Origin of the sequence: Streptococcus infantis (genome assembly GCF_964243025.1) — a bacterium.
Taxonomy (GTDB): domain Bacteria; phylum Bacillota; class Bacilli; order Lactobacillales; family Streptococcaceae; genus Streptococcus; species Streptococcus infantis_N.
In genome coordinates this window covers 160152-181004 of the sequence record NZ_CAXTDJ010000001.1, presented here as the reverse complement: position 1 = coordinate 181004, position 20853 = coordinate 160152, and the positions used below count along the sequence as shown (strand labels likewise).

Here is a 20853-nt window from a genome sequence, read left to right as displayed (position 1 = left end):
TATTTTACTATCTTTTTCTGTTTTTAACAATTCAAATAAAAAAAGTTCGAGCTTTAAACTCGAACTTTTAGATATTAATAACCAATACCACCACGGAATGTACGTGCCATATCTTTTAAGTTATAGTTCTTAGAAGATGTGTCGATTGTCCATTTACCGTCTTTCTTAGTCATCTTGATTTCGTACCCTTCTTTTTGCATATTATCGCTAGTATCAAGAGGAGTTGAATCAAATTGACTTGGTGCATTTTCTAAAATGTACTTCTCACCAGCTTTCATAGCTTCTGAGTAGCTGCTGTATTTACCTTTGTTTTCGTCGTAGAATTTACGGCTCAATTCATAAACATTTAAGTTATCCAAGTCGATTGTTTCTGGTCTTACATAGACAACTGCATAGTCTGGTAAATAAGTTTTTACTTTGTAATCAACTTTTGCTCGTTTTGCATTTGCTTTGATATATGCTTCTGCAAATGTACGAAGTTCAGAATCAGAAGGTTTGTAGTTGTAGAATCCTTTACCGAATGACTCGATGAATTTCTTGATAAATTCTTCTCTATCAGCCTTCACGTCATTTGTGATCACATCAGAATCGTTTGAAGATTTTTTGTCATCTGATTTTTTGTCATCTGATTTTTTATCATCTTTCTTTTCATCAGATTTCTTATCATCTGATTTCTTGTTGTCTGATTTTTTATCTTCAAGTGCGACGATTTGAGTTTTATCATTAGTAAAGCTTACGTTTGATGCACCACCAGTATTTTCACCATCTAGGTAAACAGCATCAACATATTTTTTCATAGCTTCTTTGGCTTCATCAATATTGTCTTCGTATTGACTTGGATCAACCTTGATAGCTACGTCATTTTTACCTTTTTGATTTTCTTTTACATCATCGTAAAAGCTTGGGGCAAAGTGAAGTTCATATTTTGCATCTTTATCAACTTCATAAACTACATAACCAGCAACACTCTTGCCTTTAGAGATGCTATCTCCGTATGACATAAATTTAGTTTTACTGTCTGACTCATAAATATTAATTGGTTCAACTTTTTCGTCTTTTTCGTTATAAAGCGTGATATCATGGCTAGTAAAGCTAAACTGTTTATCACGATTATTTTTAATTTCTACTTGAAGAGCAAGGTAGTGTGAATTTGAATCTTCATCTTTAGGAAGAACATACATACCGTCTTTAACAGAAACTTCAAAGTTTGAATTAGATGCAGTACCATTGTCACTTGCTTTTTTACTATTTCCACAAGCTACCAATGCTAAAGCAGTTAAAACTAAAGCTGAGTACTTAAGAACTTTTTTCATAATAGAAAATCTCCTTTTATTATTTACTATATTGTAACATATAGTAAATAATTTTCAAACTAAAAAAAGGAAATCGCTTTAAAAATATTGTAAATTTTTAAATATAATAAATTTCTACTCATTCTATGATTAAAATGAAACTTATTTTCAAAGAACTGAGTCACGCTAACGTTTTACTAAAACTTTAAAAAATGCTATAATGTAAACGGTTAATACTAATAACAAATAAGGAGAATTTCAATGACTTATCAAGAAAACTTCCAAAAATGGGCTGATTTTGCTGATCTACCAGATTACCTTCGTCGTGATTTGGAAAGCATGGATGAAAAAACAAAAGAAGATGCCTTTTACACAAACCTTGAATTCGGTACTGCTGGTATGCGTGGATTGATTGGTGCAGGTACCAATCGCATTAACATTTATGTGGTTCGCCAAGCAACTGAAGGTTTGGCTCGTTTGATTGAATCTAAAGGTGGAAATGAAAAAGAACGTGGTGTAGCCATCGCCTACGATAGCCGTCACTTCTCTCCAGAATTCGCCTTTGAATCAGCAGCCGTTCTTGCAAAACACGGTATTAAATCCTATGTCTTTGAAAGTCTCCGTCCAACTCCAGAACTTTCATTTGCTGTTCGTCACCTCAACTGTTTTGCAGGGATCATGATTACAGCTAGCCACAACCCTGCTCCGTTTAACGGATACAAGGTTTACGGTGAAGATGGTGGACAAATGCCTCCACACGATGCGGATGCTTTGACAACCTACATCCGTGCTATCGACAATCCATTTGCAGTTGAAGTTGCTGATGTTGAAGCTGAAAAAGCATCTGGTTTGATTAAAGTTATCGGTGAAGCTATTGATGCTGAATACCTCAAAGAAGTAAAAGATGTCAACATCAACCCTGCCTTAATTGAAGAATTTGGTAAGGACATGAAAATTGTCTACACTCCACTCCATGGTACTGGTGAAATGTTGGCTCGTCGCGCTCTTGCTCAAGCAGGATTTGACTCTGTTCAGGTCGTTGAAGCTCAAGCAACTCCAGACCCAGACTTCTCAACTGTAAAATCTCCAAACCCAGAGAGCCAAGCAGCCTTTGCACTTGCAGAAGAACTTGGTCGCCAAGTAGGGGCTGATGTGCTTGTTGCAACTGACCCAGACGCTGACCGTGTTGGTGTTGAAGTTCTTCAAAAAGATAGTAGCTACCTCAACCTTTCAGGTAACCAAATCGGTGCTATCATGGCTAAATACATCTTGGAAGCTCACAAAAACGCTGGAACTCTTCCTGAAAATGCAGCCCTATGTAAATCTATCGTTTCAACTGACTTGGTAACGAAGATTGCTGAAAGCTACGGCGCAACTATGTTCAACGTTTTGACTGGTTTCAAATTTATCGCTGAAAAAATTCAAGAATTCGAAGAAAAACACAATCACACTTACATGATGGGATTTGAAGAAAGCTTCGGTTACTTGATTAAGCCATTCGTACGTGATAAAGATGCCATCCAAGCAGTTCTTGTCGTTGCTGAACTTGCTGCTTACTACCGTTCACGCGGTTTGACACTTGCTGACGGTATCGAAGAAATTTACAAAGAATACGGCTACTACGCAGAAAAAACCATCTCTGTAACTCTCTCAGGTGTCGATGGTGCTGAGCAAATCAAAGCGATTATGGCTAAATTCCGCAACAATGCTCCGAAAGAATGGAACTCAACAGAAATCACTGTCGTAGAAGACTTCAAAGCACAAACTTCTACTGCCGCTGATGGCACTGTAACAGCCTTGACTACTCCCCCAAGTGATGTATTGAAATACACTCTTGCAGATGGTTCATGGATTGCAGTTCGTCCTTCAGGTACTGAACCAAAAATCAAGTTCTACATTGCCGTTGTTAGTGAAAGCAACGAAGATTCACAAGCTAAGATTGCTAATATCGAAGATGAAATCAATGCTTTTGTAAAATAAACAATTAAAAGATGAGATCAACTAATCTCATCTTTTTTCGTATCAAAATACAGCAATTTTTCGTCCTTTATGGCATACTAGATTTATAAGAAAGCGAGGTAATCTCATGGAACAATTTTTAGAAGATATTAAAGATCTTGAAGTTACAACTGTTGAGCGTGCACAAGAAGCCATCGACAAAAAAGAAACAGCGACTTTCTTTGTTGGACGCAAGACTTGCCCTTACTGCCGTAAATTTGCTGGCACTTTGGCTGGTGTGGTAGCTGAAACAAAAGCACACATCTATTTCATCAATAGTGAAGAACCAAGTCAACTAGATGCATTGCAAGACTTCCGATCACGTTACGAAATCCCAACTGTACCAGGTTTTGTTCATGTTGAAGATGGTGAGATTAAGGTCCGTTGTGATTCTTCAATGTCAGCTCAAGAAATCAAAGAATTTGCTGGATTGTAAAAATATATAAAAAAGAAGGCGTCTGCCTTCTTTTTTATATGTCTGTTAGTGGTGTTGCAGTGTCTGGAGACGTATCGTAAACTTGAAAATCCACCCCTACTCCTAGATCTGCTTGAGCTAGCTGATTGACCATGGTCATGTGGGCTAGCTCCTTGATATTATTTTCCTTGGATAGATGGCCTAGGTAAATCTTCTTGGTACGATTTCCTAGTGTGCGAATCATAGCGTCTGCTCCATCTTCATTTGAGAGGTGACCAAGGTCAGACAGGATTCGTTGTTTGAGTCGCCATGCGTAAGATCCTGCTCGCAGGATTTCAACATCATGATTAGACTCAATCAAGTAGCCATCGGCATTCTCGACAATGCCAGCCATACGGTCACTAACATAACCTGTATCCGTCAGCATAACAAAGCTCTTGTCATCCTTCATAAAACGGTAGAATTGGGGAGCAACTGCATCATGGCTAACTCCAAAACTCTCAATGTCGATATCTCCAAATGTTTTGGTTTTCCCCATTTCAAAGATATGCTTTTGTGAAGAGTCAACTTTACCTAGATACTTACTATTTTCCATAGCTTGCCAGGTCTTTTCATTGGCGTAAAGATCCATGCCATACTTACGAGCTAAAACTCCAACACCATGTATATGGTCAACATGCTCATGCGTAATCAAAATAGCATCCAAATCTTCTGGTTTACGATTGATTTCACCCAATAAGCTTGTAATTTTTTTACCAGATAAACCGGCATCCACTAAAATCTTTTTCTTAGGGGTTTCTAGATAGAAGGAATTTCCACTAGAACCCGATGCTAAAATACTATATTTAAAGCCTGTTTCACTCATTCTAGTCTTCTACTTCATCCTCCCATACTTCTTCTTTTACAGCATCATTATCATAAGGAAGAACAATGGTAAAGGTTGAACCCTTACCGTATTCACTCTTGGCCCAGATAAATCCATTGTGTTGCTTGATGATTTCTTTTGCTATAGCAAGACCTAAACCAGTCCCACCTTGGGCACGACTTCTAGCCTTATCAACCCTGTAGAAACGGTCAAAAATCTTCGGTAAATCTTCTTTAGGAATTCCAAGTCCTTGATCCGAAATCGATAAAATCATCTGGTCATCAGTGGTTTTCATGCTAACCGTAATTTTTCCACCATCAGGCGAATACTTGATGGCATTATTAAGAATATTATCGATTACCTGGGTCATCTTGTCTGTATCAATTTCAATCCAGACAGATGTAATTGGATAATCTCGAACCAACTCGTATTTCTTTTCTTGATCCTGAGATCGCATCTTATCGAAACGGTTTAGGATAAACGTAATGAAAGCTGTAAAGTTAATCAATTCAACATCTAAATGGCTAGTTGCATTATCAATACGCGAAAGATGCAAGAGGTCCGTTACCATTCGCATCATACGGTTGGTCTCATTTAGAGATACTTTGATAAAATCAGGAGCAACAGGTTCATATAATGCACCCTCATCCAAGGCCTCTAGGTAAGATTTGACACTGGTCAATGGAGTTCGCAATTCATGACTAACGTTTGAAACGAATAGTCTTCTCTCGCGTTCTTCCTTCTCTTGTTCAGTCGTATCATGTAGAACTGCTACCAAACCAGAGATAAAGCCAGACTCTCTACGAATCAAGGCAAAACGCACACGCAAACTAATATACTCCCCATTTACATTTTGGGAATAAATCATCATTTCAGGACTTTGCGTAATTAAGTCTCTAAGCTCGTACTCATCTTCAATCTTGAGTAACTCTAAAATGTTTTGATTGAGCGCGTCATCACTTTCAACTCCGAGTTGTCTTTTAGCCATATCGTTAATCATAGTGATTTGACCACGACGATTGGTTGCTAGAACCCCATCAGTCATGTATGATAGGATACTATGCAATCTTTTACTTTCCTGCTCAAGGTTTTCTTGAGTTAGACGAATAACTTCAGACAAATCATTTAAGTTATTCGTAATGTTAGTGATTTCAGTATTCCCCTGCATATCTAATACCTGAGAATAATCACCAGCAATTAAATCTTTAATCTTTTGATTTAACTGTTTGAGTCGAATATTATCTCTACGGCCTTCAAGCAAGAGAAAGCTAACAAGCATAATAAAACCAATTAATATGAGTACAAAGACGAAATCTCTGGTTAAAATTGTTTGTTTAATTATATCAATCATTATTTCTCATATAATAACCCACACCACGACGAGTTAAGATATATTCAGGTCTACTTGGTGTGTCTTCAATCTTCTCACGTAGACGTCTAATGGTAACATCGACAGTACGAACATCACCAAAATAATCATAACCCCAAACAGTCTCAAGGAGATGTTCACGGGTAATAACTTGACCAAGATGAGAAGCTAAGTGATGCAACAACTCAAACTCTCTGTGAGTTAAGTCCAATTCTTCTCCATATTTTTTGGCTACATAAGCATCTGGAAGAATCTCTAAATCCCTGATTTGAAGACTTTGCAATTTAGTATCTTCCTCTTGGTTATCTACTGCAACTAACTCCGTACGACGAAGAAGAGCCTTCACACGCGCTTGTAGCTCACGGTTTGAAAATGGCTTGGTCACATAATCATCCGCACCAAGTTCAAGACCAATAACCTTGTCAAACTCACTATCTTTTGCTGAAAGCATGATAATTGGAACACTACTTGTCTTGCGAATTGTTTTAGCCACTTCTAGACCATCAATTTCTGGAAGCATCAAATCCAAAATAATAATATCTGGTTTCTCAGCTTCAAACAATTCGATGGCTTCGCGTCCATTAAAGGCTGTAACAACCTCATAACCTTCCTTGGTCATATTAAACTTAATAATATCTGAGATTGGTTTTTCATCATCTACAATCAATATTTTTTTCATATAGTCACCTTTTTCCTTATATCAATTATACCAAAAAAATGCAAAGAAGACACGAAAGACTGGTATCATTCTATTTTTTTAAATATGCTTGCCAAATTTTTTGTTGAGGTTTTGCTAGTGGATATAGTTCAAACTCTTCAGGAGTTAACCAAACTACCTCTTTATCACAATATTCTTTGCTATCAACTACTTGCCCGGATAGGATTCGTACATGCCACTTTCGATGGCTAAAGATATGTTTCACTTCTTCGAAATGACTATCCTGCCACTCAACTTCTAAATCATAATCCTGCTCAAAACTTTCTTGCGGTGATGGCCCAAGTTGAACAGATGGTTCAGCTACCTGATTAAAGAGATTTAGTTCTTCAATCTTAGAAAATTCATCAACCTCAATCAAGGGAAAATGCCAAAAGCCAGCAAGTAACTTTTCACTTTCATTCTTTTCTAGTAAAAACTGTCCTTTAGCATTTTGAACAACTAAAGCATTAAGATAGACGGGAACTGGCTTTTTCTTTGGCGCTTTAATGGGATAGCGATCCATTGTTCCATTTTGATAGGCAGCACTAAAATCTTTAACTGGACTATCTTCTGGCCTCGGATTAACGGGTGCCTCAATATCTGAACCCAAATCCATCAAGGCTTGATTGAAATCACCTGGACGTTCTGGATCAATCAAAATTTCCATCATGGCTTGAAATATCTTGCGATTACTTGGATTACCAATGTCGTGATTGACTTCAAATAAACGAGCCAAAACACGCATGACATTCCCATCAACTGCAGGCTGTGCTAGATTAAAGGCAATACTTGAAATAGCTCCAGCAGTATAGGGACCTATCCCTTTCAAGCTTGAAATACCTTCGTAAGTTGAAGGAAATTTTCCATTAAAATCATTCATAATCTGTTGAGCCGCAGTTTGCATATTTCGAACACGCGAATAATATCCAAGACCTTCCCATGCCTTTAATAAGCGTTCTTCAGATGCATTTGCTAAAGTCTCTACAGTCGGAAAGCTTTCTAAAAAACGTTCATAATAGGGAATAACTGTATCAACTCTGGTCTGCTGCAACATGATTTCAGATACCCAGATATGGTATGGATTTTTACTTCTTCTCCAAGGTAAGTCCCGCTTATTTTTATCATACCAGGCTAAAAGTTTTTGACGGAAAGAGAGAATTTTCTCCTCTTCCCACATGGACACGCCATATTTCTCCAAATCTAACATATATCTAGTATAGCATATCCTTATAGGATACTCAAAAAATGAAAATTGTCCTTGTTTTAGTATCGACTCTCTTATCATGCCTGACTATCAGACATACTCTACTCTTTCTGTTATTTTCTATGATTTTTTGATATAATGACTTTTGAATGAATCTTTAAAAGGAGATATCCATGCGTTTTAATCAATTTAGTTATTATCCCGTTACACCCCAACAAGCTTTAGAGGAATTATCTGAGCTTGGATTCAAGCTTGATCTTTCAGCTTCACATAAAGAACAGTTTGAAGCTTTTGTTAGAACTTGTTTTTTCAATTATAAAAATACGGATTATCCCCTCACTACTGTAGCAGTTGATAAAGAAACAGATTTGCTTACTTTCTTTAATTCAGACCGTGAATTGACAGCAGAAATTTTCTACACTGTTGCCTTTCAATTGCTTGGATTCAGTTACTTAGTAGACTTTGAAGATGGTCTTGCTTTTCACAAAGAAACAGCGTTTCCGATTGTTTACGGAGATTTAATCGACAATTTCTACCAGCTTTTAAATACACGCACTAAAAAAGGGAACACCCTTATCGATCAGTTAGTTAGTGATGGTCTTATTCCTGAGGACAATAACTATCACTACTTCAATGGCAAGAGTTTAGCGACTTTCTCAACTAACAATGTCATTCGTGAAGTAGTTTATGTAGAGACTCGTGTTGATTCTGATAAAGATGGTCTACCTGACCTCATCAAGGTAAATATCATTCGTCCAGCATACAATGGAAAGATTCCAGCTGTCATGACAGCAAGTCCATACCATCAAGGAACCAATGATAAAGCAAGCGATAAGGCTCTCTATAAGATGGAAGCCGAACTAGAAGTCAAGGAACCACATGAAATTACGTTAGAAAATCCAACCCTGGACTTGGTTGAACCTGTTGGGGATGCTGAACTTGTTTCTGAAGCTGAAGAAAAACTCACTCATATCAATAGCAGCTACACACTTAACGACTACTTCCTTCCAAGAGGATTTGCCAATATCTACGTATCAGGTATTGGTACTAGGGATTCTCAAGGTCAGATGACCAATGGAGATTACCGCCAAGTTGAAGCCTATAAGAATGTTATCGATTGGCTAAATGGTCGTTGTCGTGCCTTTACGGATCATAGTCCTAAACGTCAAGTTAAAGCAGATTGGTCAAATGGTAAAGTAGCAACTACTGGTCTATCCTACCTAGGAACAATGTCTAACGGCCTTGCCACTACAGGAGTTGATGGCTTAGAAGTCATTATTGCCGAAGCAGGTATCTCATCATGGTACAACTATTACCGTGAAAATGGTCTTGTGACAAGCCCAGGCGGCTATCCTGGAGAGGACTTCGATTCATTAGATGAATTAACTTATTCTCGTAATCTCTTAGCTGGTGACTTTATTCGTGGAAACGAGGCTCATAAAACTTCCATTGAAAAACTCAAGAAAAATCTTGACCGTAAAACTGGAGATTATAACCAATTTTGGCATGACAGAAATTACCTACTCAATGCCCAAAAGGTTAAGGCTGAAGTTGTCTTTACCCACGGTTCACAAGACTGGAATGTAAAACCACTTCACGTCTATCAAATGTTCAATGCTCTTCCAGGTCATATTAATAAACACCTCTTTTATCATAACGGAGCCCATGTTTATATGAACAACTGGCAGTCAATTGATTTTCGTGAATCTATGAATGCCCTTTTGACGCAGAAATTATTGGGTCAAAACACTGACTACCAACTTCCAAGAGTCGTTTGGCAAGACAATACTGCTCCTCAAACCTGGTTGTCACTTGAAGATTTTGGAAATCAAACTGACCATAAAACTTTCTCTTTAGGTACTGAAGAAGCTGTCATTCAAAACCACTATGAAGACTCTGATTTTGAACGATTTGGAAAAACTTACCAAACCTTTAATAATGAATTGTATCAAGGTAAGGTCAATCAGATTACAATTGACCTTCCAGTGACAGAGGATCTTCATCTTAATGGACGTGTTAAACTAAATCTTCGTCTCAAGTCAAGTACAAACAAAGGCTTACTTTCTGCTCAACTTCTCGAACTTGGTCAAAAGAAATATCTACAACCGTATCCAGGAGTCTTGTCCGTTCGTACGATTGATAATGGTCGTTACCATATGCTGGAAAACCTTTGCGAACTACCATTTAGCCCAAATGCTCAGCGTGCCATTACAAAAGGCTACCTCAATCTCCAAAACCGTCATGATTTATTGAAAATTGAAGAAGTTAAGCCAGATGAATGGATGGCATTCCAATTTGAACTCCAACCAACAATTTACAAACTAAAAAAAGACGATACAATCCGACTCGTTCTTTATACTACTGACTTTGAGATTACTATCCGTGACAATACAGACTATCAATTAACTGTGGACCTTTCGCAATCAAGTCTAGAAATTCCTTATCAAAAGTAGTAAGTTAATCAGAAAACCCGTGATATTATTATCACGGGTTTTTTATTCTTATTTTTTTTCTTCGGCTTGTTTCTTCATTCTCGCAAGTCTCAATGAACGATTGGGATTGAGGCGATTAAAAAGTTCTTCTAATTTCTTTTCATTCCAGACGTCTGCTGCAGAAACAAAATTTCCGTCAGCATCTCGGAAAGATATTGGTTTATCACCCATAGCTATCTCCTAGTCTACAAATTCAAACTCAAATTTTCCAATACGGACAAGGTCGCCGTCCTTAGCACCACGAGCACGAAGAGCTTCATCAACTCCCATACCACGCAACTGACGCGCAAATTTCATGACAGACTCATCACGATCAAAGTTAGTCATGTTAAAGAGTTTCATGAGTTTTTCACCTGACAGAACCCAAGTTGCATCGTCATCACGACCAATCTCAAATGGTTTTTCTTCTTCATCAAAGCCATAGTAAACCTCTTCTTCCATTTCTGATTCGTCATAAAGAAGGAATTCTGGCGTTTTATCAAGAAGTTCAGCCGTTGCGTCTAATAGAGGCGCAAGACCTTGCTTAGTCAAACCTGAAATTGGGAAGATTGGCGGTAATTCTTCAAATTCATCATAATTAGCAGCCAATTTCTTCTTGAACTCTTCAAGATTTTCTTGACTTTCAGGCATATCCATCTTATTGGCAACAATAATCTGTGGACGCTCCATCAGACGAAGATTGTAAGATTCAAGTTCCTTGTTGATTGCTAGATAGTCATCGTAAGGATCACGTCCTTCACTAGCTGACATATCAATAATATGCAAGATAACGCGGGTACGTTCGATATGGCGCAAGAACTGAGTCCCTAGTCCAACACCTTGGCTAGCACCTTCAATCAATCCAGGAAGGTCTGCCACTGCAAATGAATCCCCTGACTGAGTACGGACCATACCAAGATTAGGAACAATTGTTGTAAAGTGGTAAGCACCAATCTTAGGTTTTGCAGATGTGATGACACTAAGCAGAGTTGATTTTCCGACAGATGGGAAACCAACCAAACCTACATCAGCAAGAATCTTAAGTTCTAACTGTAATTCACGTTCTTGACCAGGTTCTCCATTTTCTGAGATTTCAGGGGCAGGATTTTTAGGTGTTGCAAAGCGGATATTTCCACGTCCACCACGTCCACCATGAGCCACAATAAATTCTTGACCATTCTCAATCAAATCAGTGATGACTTTCCCAGTCTCCGCATCACGTACAGTTGTCCCTTGAGGTACACGGACAATCAAATCTTCTGCCCCTCTACCATGCATTCCTTTTGTCATCCCTTTTTCACCTGATTGGGCCTTAAAATGACGATTGTAACGGAAGTCCATAAGGGTACGCAAGCCTTCGTCTACAACGAAAACAACGTTACCACCACGTCCTCCATCACCGCCCCAAGGTCCACCGTTAGGGACATATTTTTCACGACGAAAGGCAACCATGCCATCGCCACCATTACCAGCCTTTACTTTAATCTTGGCTGTGTCTAAAAACATACTCATATTCTCTTCTCACTTTAAAAAGGGCTGGGAAAATCCCAGTCACCAACTATTACAATTTGTACCTACAACAAGTATTTTAAAATCTGCTGAATACACCAATTGCAGTCGCAAAAATACCTGCTAAAGTAACAAACAACATGATTAATACGACAAACATTGTAAGTTTTTCAAAGAATGTTTTTTTACGTTTACCATTATCACCGAATGCCATGTTTTCTCCTTTACTCTAATACTCTATTTTTAAAATTCATCTGATACAGGAGCAATTGCCCACAAGATCAAGTAAGCAATAAGTCCTGCACCATAACAGAAAGCCAAAACTCCCCAAATAACACGAACAATTGTAGGGTCAATATCAAAATAATTAGCTAAACCAGCACATACACCACCGATTTTTTGATCTCTACCACTTCTCATAAATTTCTTTTTCATATTTTTATTTCCTTTCTTTGATTTGATTAATCATTTAAATATTTTCTTAAATTTCTTAATTGTTTTCTAGATGCCTTAAGAATACGCTTCGAACTTTTAACTGGCATCGTAACAGCCTGTTGCGGAATATAGAAGACTGTCTTTAAAATACGTTTTGTAACAGGTTCGTCAGCCCCTGTTTCCTTGGCAAAATTATTTGAAATAATGACGTCTAGATAAAATTCATGGACTCTTCTACCAAAATTCTCAGCAGAAATTTCATATAATTTTTCAGCCAAGTGTTTTTCATCCATTGACGGTGTTACAAGTAAGGCTTCAAGAATCGCTCCTGCCAAGTCCCTTTCCTCATAATAAAGGGTTCCAAACATTTTATCATTGATGAGATTATCCAGATAAGGATTCCCATGGGCAATAACAGGAGTCTTACTTGCCAAACTTTCCAAATAAGTCAATCCCTGAGTCTCACTTGTAGAAGCCGATATGAAGAAATCAGCTGCCTTATAATAGAGTGCCGTCTCATTTGGCGGAATCATACCTGTAAAGATAACAGAATCTTGAATTTTTAAATCTTCTGCTTGCTCCTTAAGGTTGTCTAAATGAGGTCCATCTCCAGCTACAACCAGTTTAACATTTGGTTCTTCTTTTAGGACATCTGGTAAAGCTCTAAGAACTGCTTGAATATTCTTCTCATAAGAAACTCGAGAAAGACTTAGAAGCATCTTTTCGGCTTGTTGGATCCCTAGTTTATCCCGTAAGTCACTAATGTGTTCAGGACCAATCTCAGGGCGTTCAAATTTGGCAAGTTCAATACCAGTAGGAATGACACGCTTTTCAACCTTTACCTTATAATCGGATAAAAGATCACGGACTATCTCACTAGGACAAATAACTCCGTCGACATCATGTAGAAAACCACGGACTAGGTATTTGACCATACCTGGACGAATCAACATCCCCTTAGCAATATAGTGGACATAATCCTCATACTGGGTATGATAGGTATGAATGACTGGGATTTTCAGTTCACGAGCAATCCATATTCCCAATAAACCAAGAGAAAACTCTGTCTGGGTATGAATAATGTCTAACTGATATTGTTTCGCAATCTCAAGAGCTTTTGTAAATCCACGGTAAGCAAAACGACGATCTTTAAAGGCAAAGAATGGAACACTAGGAATACGGATAATTTGCCAGTCTTCATAACGATTGACATCCTTATCAGTTGTCGTAAAGATAAAGACTGCATGCCCTTGCTTTTCAAGCTCTGTTTTTAAGGTTCGAATACTGGTTGCAACACCAGAAACCTGTGGGAAATAAGTATCTGTAAATAATCCAATTCGCATATACTACCTCATTTTTTTCCTAAAGCTGCTTGCTCCCGATAGAATTTTAGCCAAATTTCTAAGAGATGCTCTTCTGAATATTCTTTTGAAATAGCCTTAGCCTTTTCTTTTAACTCTTTCAAAGCTTCTGGATGCTCTCGATATTCCAAAATGGCTTCTTTCATTTCTTCTACATCGATGGTTGGTCTGTAATTTCCTTCTAGAATCACCTTATAAAGATCTAAGTCCCGAAGCATAATGGGAGCTTCACAACTCGCAGCTTCTAGAATAGTCATCGGAAAGAGCTCATTATAGCTAGGAAGTAAGAACAAATCTGCCAAAGCATACAGTTCTTTCATCCGTTCTGGCTCAACAATTCCAGGGAAAATCAGATTCTCTGGAGGATTATCCATGATTTTTTTATAGCGTTCATAACCATCTGTAATCCCACCAAATGAGAAGCCTCCAGCCCAAATAAAGGTGATGTCCGGTAGTTCCTCAGCAAGAGTGATGAAATCATCGATTCCCTTACGCTTCTGAACCTGCCCAGCTCCTACTACTACAAATTGATTTTCATTCAACCCCATATCTTGTCGAAGTTGACTTACCTTTTCTGCAGAAAGTGGGTGCCATTTTTCTTTGTTAACAAAGTTAGGAATATAGGTCACCTTTTCACGAGGAATACCAGCTGCAACCAAATCTTCGATAAAAGTAGGATTAACCACAACCAAGTGTTCCATACGGTCATAAAAAGAAAATACGTAGCGCTTAACAATCCCTTTTAGAAAGAATGGAATCTTCAAACTACCTTCTAAGGTGTCAGGCAAGAAGTGGACATAACCAATTCTACGACCTGAACGCTTCTTTTGAAAAGTTGACAGATAATAAGGAAGGTCGATTGTATGAAAATGAGTAACATCAGCTTCTACAGGAAGATTCTCCGTTACAATTAGTTGGTCTTTCGCATCACGTTTCAAAAGTTGCACAAGTTCACGGTAAGCTCCAGAAACACCTTGTCCTGCTACCTTTTCACTCGAACTTAGCATGTTGATGCGTAATTTCTCTTTTTCCATACTATCCATTATATCATTTTATTGAAAGAAAATCAGCAAATTAAAAAAGAGATAGCATAAAAGCTAGGGAATTTCCTAACACTTATACTATTTCTTTTTTTATATCATTCTATTTAATACCTAAAGCGATACGTGCATAGCGACTCATTTTTTCAACTGTCCAAGCTGGATACCAAACTAATTTCACTTCAACGTTAGTAACCTCTGGTACATCTGTCATAGCATCATAAATTTGATCGGTCAAGAGGTCTGCTAATGGACAACCCATAGTCGTTAAGGTCATATCAATCTCAGTATCACCGGTATCACCATCAAATCGAATCTCATAAATCAGACCTAGGTTGACGATATCGATTCCTAATTCTGGGTCGATAACTTCTTCTAATGCAGATAAGATTTTCGTTTTGATAGTTTCAATTTGCTCTTCTGTATAAGCCATGTGTAATCCTCCAATTTTAATCTTCGATAAAGTCACGAAGTGGTTTACTACGACTAGGCTGGCGAAGTTTTCTCAATGCTTTTGCCTCAATCTGACGAATACGCTCACGAGTAACATTGAAGACTTTACCAACATCTTCTAGAGTACGCATTTTACCGTCATCTAGACCAAAACGAAGACGTAATACATTTTCTTCACGGTCAGTCAAGGTGTCTAACACTTCGTCCAACTGCTCACGCAAGACAATACGAGTTGTGTAGTCCACTGGATTTTCAATCACTTCATCTTCGATAAAGTCACCAAGATGACTATCGTCCTCTTCACCAATTGGTGTTTCAAGAGAAACTGGCTCTTGAGCAATTTTCAAGATTTCACGAACCTTGTCAGGAGTCATATCCATACGTTCGGCAATTTGTTCAGGAGTAGGATCTTGTCCCAACTCTTGGAGAAGGTTACGCTGCTCACGAACAAGTTTGTTGATTGTTTCTACCATGTGAACTGGGATACGGATGGTACGAGCTTGGTCAGCAATAGCACGTGTGATAGCCTGACGAATCCACCAAGTTGCATAAGTTGAGAATTTGAATCCTTTAGAGTAGTCAAACTTATCAACTGCCTTCATCAATCCCATATTTCCTTCTTGGATCAAGTCAAGGAATTGCATACCTCGTCCAACATAGCGTTTCGCGATAGAAACTACCAAACGAAGGTTAGCCTCTGCTAGACGTTGTTTCGCTTCAACATCTCCTGCTTCAACAGCAAGAGCTAATTCTTTTTCTTCTTCGTTAGTAAGAAGAGGTACGACACCGATTTCCTTCAAGTACATACGAACAGGGTCATTGACTTTGGCAGATGTTGAACCAATTAAGTCTTCATCGCTAAGTTCTGGTTCTTCCTCTGTACTTAAGACACGTTCACTCGGATTTCCTTCGTTATCAGTGATTGCAATACCTGCATCTTGAATCCGTTGCAAAAGGTTCTCAATGCCTTCTACATCAAGAGCAAAAGGAATTACAAGTACATTGTTAATTTCATCATCTGTCGCAGTACCAGTTTTCTTATGGTTACGAATAAATTCTGCAACTTGGACATCAAAAGTTGTTACTTCTTTTTGTTTTTTTGCCATTCTTACTCCATTCTTCTTTTTTGGGCAATTAAGCGTTCAAGCTCTTCTAAAGCAGTATCTGTGTCGCCTACATGACTAGCTTCCTGAACTTTCTTTTTAATTTGCAAGTTTTGTTGATTCAAAAGAGCACGATTACGAGACTCCTCCACTTCCTTTAGTTCTTCTGGAGACATCTCAGAAGGTAGATCCAAAGCTAACACCTGGTACCAAGCATTTTCCACTTCTCTAGTCTGATTTGCCAAGTCTTCAGAAGAAATCGAACCATTATCAATCAAGAGTCCATACAAGGTCTGAAACTCTGGAGTTTCAAATACAAAATCATCTCTCAAACGATAATCATTCAACACAAGGGGGTGCTCCATCATACGATAAAGAATATGTGCTTCAGCTCTCATGACTGCCGTCAATTGTTTAGAAACCGACATAGTAATTGGTGTCGGATTAACAACCTGCTGCACTTTTTCTTGTCTTTGTCTGACACGACTTTCGTTGATAATATGCTCAACTTGTTGATAATCAAAAGATGGTAAATAATCCGTCAACAAATGAATATAGGTGTTCTGGGCTGTGATAGAAGGTTCTTTGACGATAAGAGGTGCAATTTTCTCAATGAACTCAATCTGTGCTTGGAGATTTTCACTATTACTAGGTTTGTAATGATGGATATAAAACTCAATTGGACTGATTCGAGTATTGGATAAAAGATAAGCCAAATCCTCTGAAGAATTCTTTTGTAAATACTCATCAGGATCCATTGCATCAGGAATCTGGACTACTTGTACAGGTAGATCTTTAAGCTCGTCCAAAGCTTTAGCAGTTGCAGCTTGTCCTGCCTTATCACCGTCATAAGTGATAATCACTTTTTTTGTAAAGCGTTTGAGATGTTCAACGTGTTCAGCAGTCAAGGCCGTTCCCATGGAAGCTACTGCATTTTCAATACCAGCACGGTAGGCTGCAATAACATCCATAAAGCCTTCCATCAGGTACATTTCAGGAGCTTTACCTGAGCCTTTTTTTATCCTATCCAAATGATATAATTCGTAACTCTTGTTAAAAATCGCCGTCGCTCGACTATTTTTATACTTGGCAGTTTGAGAATCTGTCTCTTGCCAAATCCGTCCAGAGAAAGCAATTACCTTTCCTTGGTCGTTTGAGAGTGGAAATATAATCCGGTTATGGAAAGTATCAAAAAATTGGTTACTTTCAGATAGATAAAATAGACCTGAGTCCAGCAAGTCCTTCTCACTATAATCGTCTGCTAAACGCTGATAAAGATAAGAGCGTTCTGCTGGAGCTAGACCAATCATAAAGTGTTTAATGACATCATCAGTCAAGCCACGTTTATAGAGATAGTTTCTCGCCTCCTCACCCATTTTAGTCGTCATTAGGATTGCATGATAAAAGCGTGCAGCCTTGTCATGCATATCGTAGAGATTTTGATGGGGTGACGTGTGTGGGACAGGGTTATGTGCAGGAGCTTCAAGGTGCATTCCGAGACGTTCGCCCAACATCCTTACCGCATCCGCAAAAGTTACTTGTTGATACTCTTCTATAAACTTAAAGACGTCTCCAGAACGACCACAACCAAAACAGTGGTAAAATTGCTTATCTTCGACCACGTTAAAGGAAGGGGTCTTTTCACCATGAAAAGGACAGAGCCCCAAAAAGTTCCGTCCAGATTTTTGTAAAGAAATCACTTCTCCTATGATTTCGACAATATTGGTATTGCTTTTGATTTCTTCGATGACTCTCTTGTCAACCATAGACAATACCTCCATTTTATCACAGTTTACTTTATATAGTATAGCTTATTTCTGAAAAAAAGTAAACCATTTCATACACTTTACATGCTTCTATTTCATAAAACTAGCTAGTGACTTTCTCAACTTTTACATCGTTTTCGGATACAAGGTCCACTAAAAAATGCGTTGACATTAATTTGTAGTGATGGAGTTTTTATTAACTATATTTGCAGAAGCGACCAAGTCCCCAAATTCTGCATTCTCGACTTCATAGATATAGTTGGTCAGATAAAGTGGTCTGTTCTTTTCTAATCCTTGCTCCCAGTAACTATCTTTTAATTCTAAACTTTCGTAGACTGAACGGAAAGCCCAAATTTTTGTAAAGGTAACACATTGGTTACTACCTTATTATTCTGAAACGACTATTGCAAAATAAAAATTTTCTCCATTACTATTTGTATACTGTTTGATATAATTTTTGGCCACAGAAATCGACTCCTGTGAATCATTATCTTTATTTTTAGGAGTATAGTACCAGCTATCATAAGTTATATCAAACATATCGCCTTGTCTTGAATACACATCTCCACCAAGAATAACAAACTTTTTTGATTTTATCCAGTCTATATATGCCAACATATCTTGATATGTATATGCATAACTTGCGACACCCAATTCTGCTAAAGAGTTACCTTTATTTTCGAAATTAAATTTACCTAGTTTCATATGATTGGACTCCTACTTTTTTCGTTTTTAATACGTTAGTTTTTCGAGCTGGTTATTGACATTATAGGTATAGATCTCCTTATCTCCGAGACTGGTCATGCGCTCCATTAGATTGAAAAGCTGGTCATAGCTATAGCTTGTGACCTTGCCATTTACATTCGTGACCAAAGTGACATTGCCCACACTGTCGTAGGTATAGCTAGAGGTGGAAGCCTTCTCTCCACTTCCTTGTGTCGCTGTAAGCAACTGTTCCTTTAGGTCATAGGTGTGACATAAAACTCTCAAAGAAACCCTTCCTAAAGAGTTTTTGCATGTTTCTATCACAACAGAAGATAGCTGTTCAATATAGAGCAACTAAATCCTAAAAGCCTAAAATTTGATTAGTCTATTTAGAAAAACTTAGTGGCACAATCTCTACATCCCCAAGATTGTCAACTGAGTAACGTTGACTACCATTTTTAAACCAGCGTTTTAGAACGACATCATAGAGCATGAAGTGGGATTTTTCGTTAATCCAAGCTTCATCAATCCCATGAGGTTTTAAATACTCTAGTACTTCGTTTGGATTAGTTAAGTAAAAATTTGGTTTTTCCACAGTGCCCGCTCTCTTAAAATACGACTCCAAATTTATCTCTCCGCTATCCTTATTTCTTATATTATACCCAGCTAAGTAGTATGCCAGTGAACTTTTAGAATCTGAAATTTCGATAGTTTGGTTAAGATTTTTATTCTTATAATTGTATCTAATAAATAGATATCTCCCATCAGATAATAGTTGCTGGTATTCAATAATAAAAGTTTCTTCAAAACCTACAATCACTTCTAACCTTTCATTTTCAGACAAGCCTGCATCAAGTCCTATGGGAATTATCCAGTCTGGATCTCTAAACGACTGACTTCCATCAACGGCTTTGCTAAAATCAGCGAGACAAGGCAAAATACCACTATGGGTTTCTGCATAGTTCATCTCTAAAAAGACATTACTTAAAGATTCATACACTCCTTTAAAATAATTCTTTTGATAGACACGATATAGACCAAACAAAGTTAGAAAAACTAATATCGTTATGACTAGAATTTTTAAAATTTTTTTCATTGACATTTTTCCTTACTTAAATCTTGGATAAACTGATAAGCAACATTGTTCTTCTCTTTTAACAGCTCCATTGCTTGGGCATCATCCTATTCAGATAAACTTAGTGTCACAATCTCTACATCCCCAAGATTGTCAACTGAGTAATGTTGACTACCATTTTTAAACCAGCGTTCTAGAACGACATCATAAAGCATGAAGTGGGATTTTTCTTTAATCCAAGCTTCATCAATCCCATAAGGCTTTAAATACTCTAGTACTTCGTTTGGATTTGTTATCTGAAAATTTGGTAAGCCTTTAGTCGAACTAAAACTATAGGAACTTTTTAAATGTAGCTCTAAATCAGATTCTTTTCCACTCTTCACTTCTATATTATAACCAATTAACCCGTAAGCTAATGATTGATCAGATTCTGAAACCTCAATAGTTTCTTTGAGTATTTTATCGCTATAATCATAGTCAATAAAAAGATATCTACCGTCAGGTAACGTCCGCCTATACTCAATTAGAAATGTTTCTTTAATACCTACATACACTAATATAATTTCACTTTCAGATAAGCCTGATTCAAGCCTCATACCAACTGTAATATCCTTATCGCGATATGATTGGCCTCCGTCAACGGCTTTACTAAAATCAGCAAGTCCAGGTAAAACACCACTATGGGTTTCTGCATAATTCATTTCTAAAAAGACATTGCTTAAAGACTCATACACTCCCTTATAATAATTCTTTTGATAGGCACGATACAGACCGAACAAAGTTAGAAAAACTAATACAGTTATGACTAGGATTTTTAAAATTTTTTTCATTGACATTTTTCCTTACCTAGAACTTATATACTCTTTGCTGTCAAAATATATTTTTAACGTCTTATTTTAAAGACGAGATAACGTTCAGACGATATAATCTTTTTAGAAATTTTATATCTCTAGATACCATATCCTTAGAATCATTATACTATAAAATCTTAGACGGTGACAATAAGACTAGTTTTTGACAAACTCCCTTTAACACAAAAAAAAGAAGTAGAAATTCTACTTCTAAGTTTTTAATGATACATGTTTTAAAAATTAT

Annotated in this window: 21 protein-coding genes; 3 read left to right on the top strand and 18 right to left on the bottom strand. The window is 37.5% G+C overall.

What is annotated here, in order from left to right; all coding sequences use genetic code 11:
• Window positions 1-74 precede the first annotated feature (74 nt).
• Complete coding sequence (locus ACESNQ_RS00850) at window positions 75-1313, bottom strand: DUF4352 domain-containing protein (protein ID WP_373074281.1); 1239 nt, start codon at window positions 1311-1313, stop codon at window positions 75-77.
• 240 nt (window positions 1314-1553) lie between these two features.
• On the opposite strand from ACESNQ_RS00850, the gene ACESNQ_RS00845 reads away from it, so the two are divergent.
• A complete protein-coding gene (locus ACESNQ_RS00845; protein WP_373074279.1) occupies window positions 1554-3272 on the top strand; it encodes a phospho-sugar mutase in 1719 nt (572 codons plus the stop codon).
• Between the two features lie 106 nt (window positions 3273-3378).
• The gene (locus tag ACESNQ_RS00840; protein ID WP_074324707.1) at window positions 3379-3726 is read left to right on the top strand and encodes a DUF6568 family protein; all 348 of its coding nucleotides are present in this window, start codon (window positions 3379-3381) and stop codon (window positions 3724-3726) included.
• 34 nt (window positions 3727-3760) lie between these two features.
• On the opposite strand, the gene walJ is transcribed toward ACESNQ_RS00840, so the two are convergent.
• The 4 genes from walJ to mutY form a co-directional block, all read right to left on the bottom strand.
• Window positions 3761-4570, bottom strand: a complete 810-nt coding sequence (gene walJ / locus ACESNQ_RS00835; protein ID WP_074324708.1) for an exodeoxyribonuclease WalJ — start codon at window positions 4568-4570, stop codon at window positions 3761-3763.
• A 1-nt stretch (window position 4571) separates the two neighbouring features.
• On the bottom strand, window positions 4572-5921 hold the full coding sequence (gene vicK / locus ACESNQ_RS00830; protein ID WP_373074276.1) for a cell wall metabolism sensor histidine kinase VicK: 1350 nt from the start codon (window positions 5919-5921) through the stop codon (window positions 4572-4574).
• Window positions 5914-6618 (bottom strand): response regulator YycF, encoded by a 705-nt coding sequence (gene yycF / locus ACESNQ_RS00825; protein ID WP_004252689.1) that lies wholly within the window; start codon window positions 6616-6618, stop codon window positions 5914-5916. The genes vicK and yycF overlap by 8 nt, the downstream gene beginning before the upstream one ends.
• 70 nt (window positions 6619-6688) lie before the next feature.
• On the bottom strand, window positions 6689-7843 hold the full coding sequence (mutY, locus tag ACESNQ_RS00820; RefSeq protein WP_373074274.1) for an A/G-specific adenine glycosylase: 1155 nt from the start codon (window positions 7841-7843) through the stop codon (window positions 6689-6691).
• Window positions 7844-8013: 170 nt separating this feature from the next.
• Between mutY and ACESNQ_RS00815 the strand changes: the two genes are divergently transcribed.
• Window positions 8014-10293 (top strand): Xaa-Pro dipeptidyl-peptidase, encoded by a 2280-nt coding sequence (locus tag ACESNQ_RS00815; protein ID WP_373074272.1) that lies wholly within the window; start codon window positions 8014-8016, stop codon window positions 10291-10293.
• A gap of 48 nt (window positions 10294-10341) precedes the next feature.
• On the opposite strand, the gene ACESNQ_RS00810 is transcribed toward ACESNQ_RS00815, so the two are convergent.
• The 13 genes from ACESNQ_RS00810 to ACESNQ_RS00750 all read right to left on the bottom strand — a co-directional run bounded on the left by ACESNQ_RS00810 (window position 10342) and on the right by ACESNQ_RS00750 (window position 20588).
• Window positions 10342-10503, bottom strand: a complete 162-nt coding sequence (locus ACESNQ_RS00810) for a hypothetical protein (RefSeq protein WP_006148428.1) — start codon at window positions 10501-10503, stop codon at window positions 10342-10344.
• A gap of 9 nt (window positions 10504-10512) precedes the next feature.
• Entirely contained in the window at window positions 10513-11823 is a 1311-nt protein-coding gene (obgE, locus tag ACESNQ_RS00805) for a GTPase ObgE (RefSeq protein ID WP_373074270.1), read from the bottom strand.
• Between the two features lie 76 nt (window positions 11824-11899).
• The gene (locus ACESNQ_RS00800; protein WP_000863850.1) at window positions 11900-12034 is read right to left on the bottom strand and encodes a DUF4044 domain-containing protein; all 135 of its coding nucleotides are present in this window, start codon (window positions 12032-12034) and stop codon (window positions 11900-11902) included.
• Between the two features lie 29 nt (window positions 12035-12063).
• Window positions 12064-12255, bottom strand: a complete 192-nt coding sequence (locus tag ACESNQ_RS00795; RefSeq protein ID WP_000726417.1) for a PspC domain-containing protein — start codon at window positions 12253-12255, stop codon at window positions 12064-12066.
• A 26-nt stretch (window positions 12256-12281) separates the two neighbouring features.
• Window positions 12282-13598 (bottom strand): glycosyltransferase family 4 protein, encoded by a 1317-nt coding sequence (locus tag ACESNQ_RS00790; RefSeq protein WP_373074267.1) that lies wholly within the window; start codon window positions 13596-13598, stop codon window positions 12282-12284.
• 8 nt (window positions 13599-13606) lie between these two features.
• The gene (locus tag ACESNQ_RS00785) at window positions 13607-14650 is read right to left on the bottom strand and encodes a glycosyltransferase family 4 protein (RefSeq protein ID WP_373074703.1); all 1044 of its coding nucleotides are present in this window, start codon (window positions 14648-14650) and stop codon (window positions 13607-13609) included.
• Window positions 14651-14759: 109 nt separating this feature from the next.
• A complete protein-coding gene (locus tag ACESNQ_RS00780) occupies window positions 14760-15089 on the bottom strand; it encodes a metal-sulfur cluster assembly factor (RefSeq protein WP_004252676.1) in 330 nt (109 codons plus the stop codon).
• Window positions 15090-15105: 16 nt separating this feature from the next.
• The gene (rpoD, locus tag ACESNQ_RS00775) at window positions 15106-16215 is read right to left on the bottom strand and encodes an RNA polymerase sigma factor RpoD (protein WP_004252673.1); all 1110 of its coding nucleotides are present in this window, start codon (window positions 16213-16215) and stop codon (window positions 15106-15108) included.
• A gap of 2 nt (window positions 16216-16217) precedes the next feature.
• Window positions 16218-17978, bottom strand: coding sequence for a DNA primase (dnaG, locus tag ACESNQ_RS00770; protein WP_373074265.1), 1761 nt, complete (start codon window positions 17976-17978; stop codon window positions 16218-16220).
• 387 nt (window positions 17979-18365) lie between these two features.
• Window positions 18366-18683: an Imm40 family immunity protein gene (gene imm40 / locus ACESNQ_RS00765; RefSeq protein ID WP_368909721.1), complete on the bottom strand. Its 318-nt coding sequence runs from the start codon at window positions 18681-18683 to the stop codon at window positions 18366-18368.
• Window positions 18684-18710: 27 nt separating this feature from the next.
• The gene (locus ACESNQ_RS00760) at window positions 18711-18968 is read right to left on the bottom strand and encodes a hypothetical protein (protein WP_368909720.1); all 258 of its coding nucleotides are present in this window, start codon (window positions 18966-18968) and stop codon (window positions 18711-18713) included.
• Window positions 18969-19068: 100 nt separating this feature from the next.
• Window positions 19069-19779, bottom strand: a complete 711-nt coding sequence (locus ACESNQ_RS00755; protein WP_373074263.1) for a TipC family immunity protein — start codon at window positions 19777-19779, stop codon at window positions 19069-19071.
• A gap of 86 nt (window positions 19780-19865) precedes the next feature.
• Window positions 19866-20588, bottom strand: coding sequence for a TipC family immunity protein (locus ACESNQ_RS00750; RefSeq protein WP_373074261.1), 723 nt, complete (start codon window positions 20586-20588; stop codon window positions 19866-19868).
• Window positions 20589-20853 lie beyond the last annotated feature (265 nt).

Coding starts and splice junctions, on each gene's coding strand:
- rpoD (WP_004252673.1), bottom strand. CDS start 16,215: ATGGCAAAAAAACAAAAAGAAGTAACAACTTTTGATGTCCAAGTTGCA.
- ACESNQ_RS00810 (WP_006148428.1), bottom strand. CDS start 10,503: ATGGGTGATAAACCAATATCTTTCCGAGATGCTGACGGAAATTTTGTT.
- ACESNQ_RS00785 (WP_373074703.1), bottom strand. CDS start 14,650: ATGGAAAAAGAGAAATTACGCATCAACATGCTAAGTTCGAGTGAAAAG.
- walJ (WP_074324708.1), bottom strand. CDS start 4,570: ATGAGTGAAACAGGCTTTAAATATAGTATTTTAGCATCGGGTTCTAGT.
- imm40 (WP_368909721.1), bottom strand. CDS start 18,683: ATGAAACTAGGTAAATTTAATTTCGAAAATAAAGGTAACTCTTTAGCA.
- ACESNQ_RS00840 (WP_074324707.1), top strand. CDS start 3,379: ATGGAACAATTTTTAGAAGATATTAAAGATCTTGAAGTTACAACTGTT.
- ACESNQ_RS00845 (WP_373074279.1), top strand. CDS start 1,554: ATGACTTATCAAGAAAACTTCCAAAAATGGGCTGATTTTGCTGATCTA.
- dnaG (WP_373074265.1), bottom strand. CDS start 17,978: ATGGTTGACAAGAGAGTCATCGAAGAAATCAAAAGCAATACCAATATT.
- ACESNQ_RS00780 (WP_004252676.1), bottom strand. CDS start 15,089: ATGGCTTATACAGAAGAGCAAATTGAAACTATCAAAACGAAAATCTTA.
- ACESNQ_RS00755 (WP_373074263.1), bottom strand. CDS start 19,779: ATGAAAAAAATTTTAAAAATTCTAGTCATAACGATATTAGTTTTTCTA.
- mutY (WP_373074274.1), bottom strand. CDS start 7,843: ATGTTAGATTTGGAGAAATATGGCGTGTCCATGTGGGAAGAGGAGAAA.
- ACESNQ_RS00815 (WP_373074272.1), top strand. CDS start 8,014: ATGCGTTTTAATCAATTTAGTTATTATCCCGTTACACCCCAACAAGCT.
- ACESNQ_RS00750 (WP_373074261.1), bottom strand. CDS start 20,588: ATGAAAAAAATTTTAAAAATCCTAGTCATAACTGTATTAGTTTTTCTA.
- ACESNQ_RS00790 (WP_373074267.1), bottom strand. CDS start 13,598: ATGCGAATTGGATTATTTACAGATACTTATTTCCCACAGGTTTCTGGT.
- ACESNQ_RS00795 (WP_000726417.1), bottom strand. CDS start 12,255: ATGAAAAAGAAATTTATGAGAAGTGGTAGAGATCAAAAAATCGGTGGT.
- obgE (WP_373074270.1), bottom strand. CDS start 11,823: ATGAGTATGTTTTTAGACACAGCCAAGATTAAAGTAAAGGCTGGTAAT.
- ACESNQ_RS00850 (WP_373074281.1), bottom strand. CDS start 1,313: ATGAAAAAAGTTCTTAAGTACTCAGCTTTAGTTTTAACTGCTTTAGCA.
- vicK (WP_373074276.1), bottom strand. CDS start 5,921: ATGATTGATATAATTAAACAAACAATTTTAACCAGAGATTTCGTCTTT.
- yycF (WP_004252689.1), bottom strand. CDS start 6,618: ATGAAAAAAATATTGATTGTAGATGATGAAAAACCAATCTCAGATATT.
- ACESNQ_RS00800 (WP_000863850.1), bottom strand. CDS start 12,034: ATGGCATTCGGTGATAATGGTAAACGTAAAAAAACATTCTTTGAAAAA.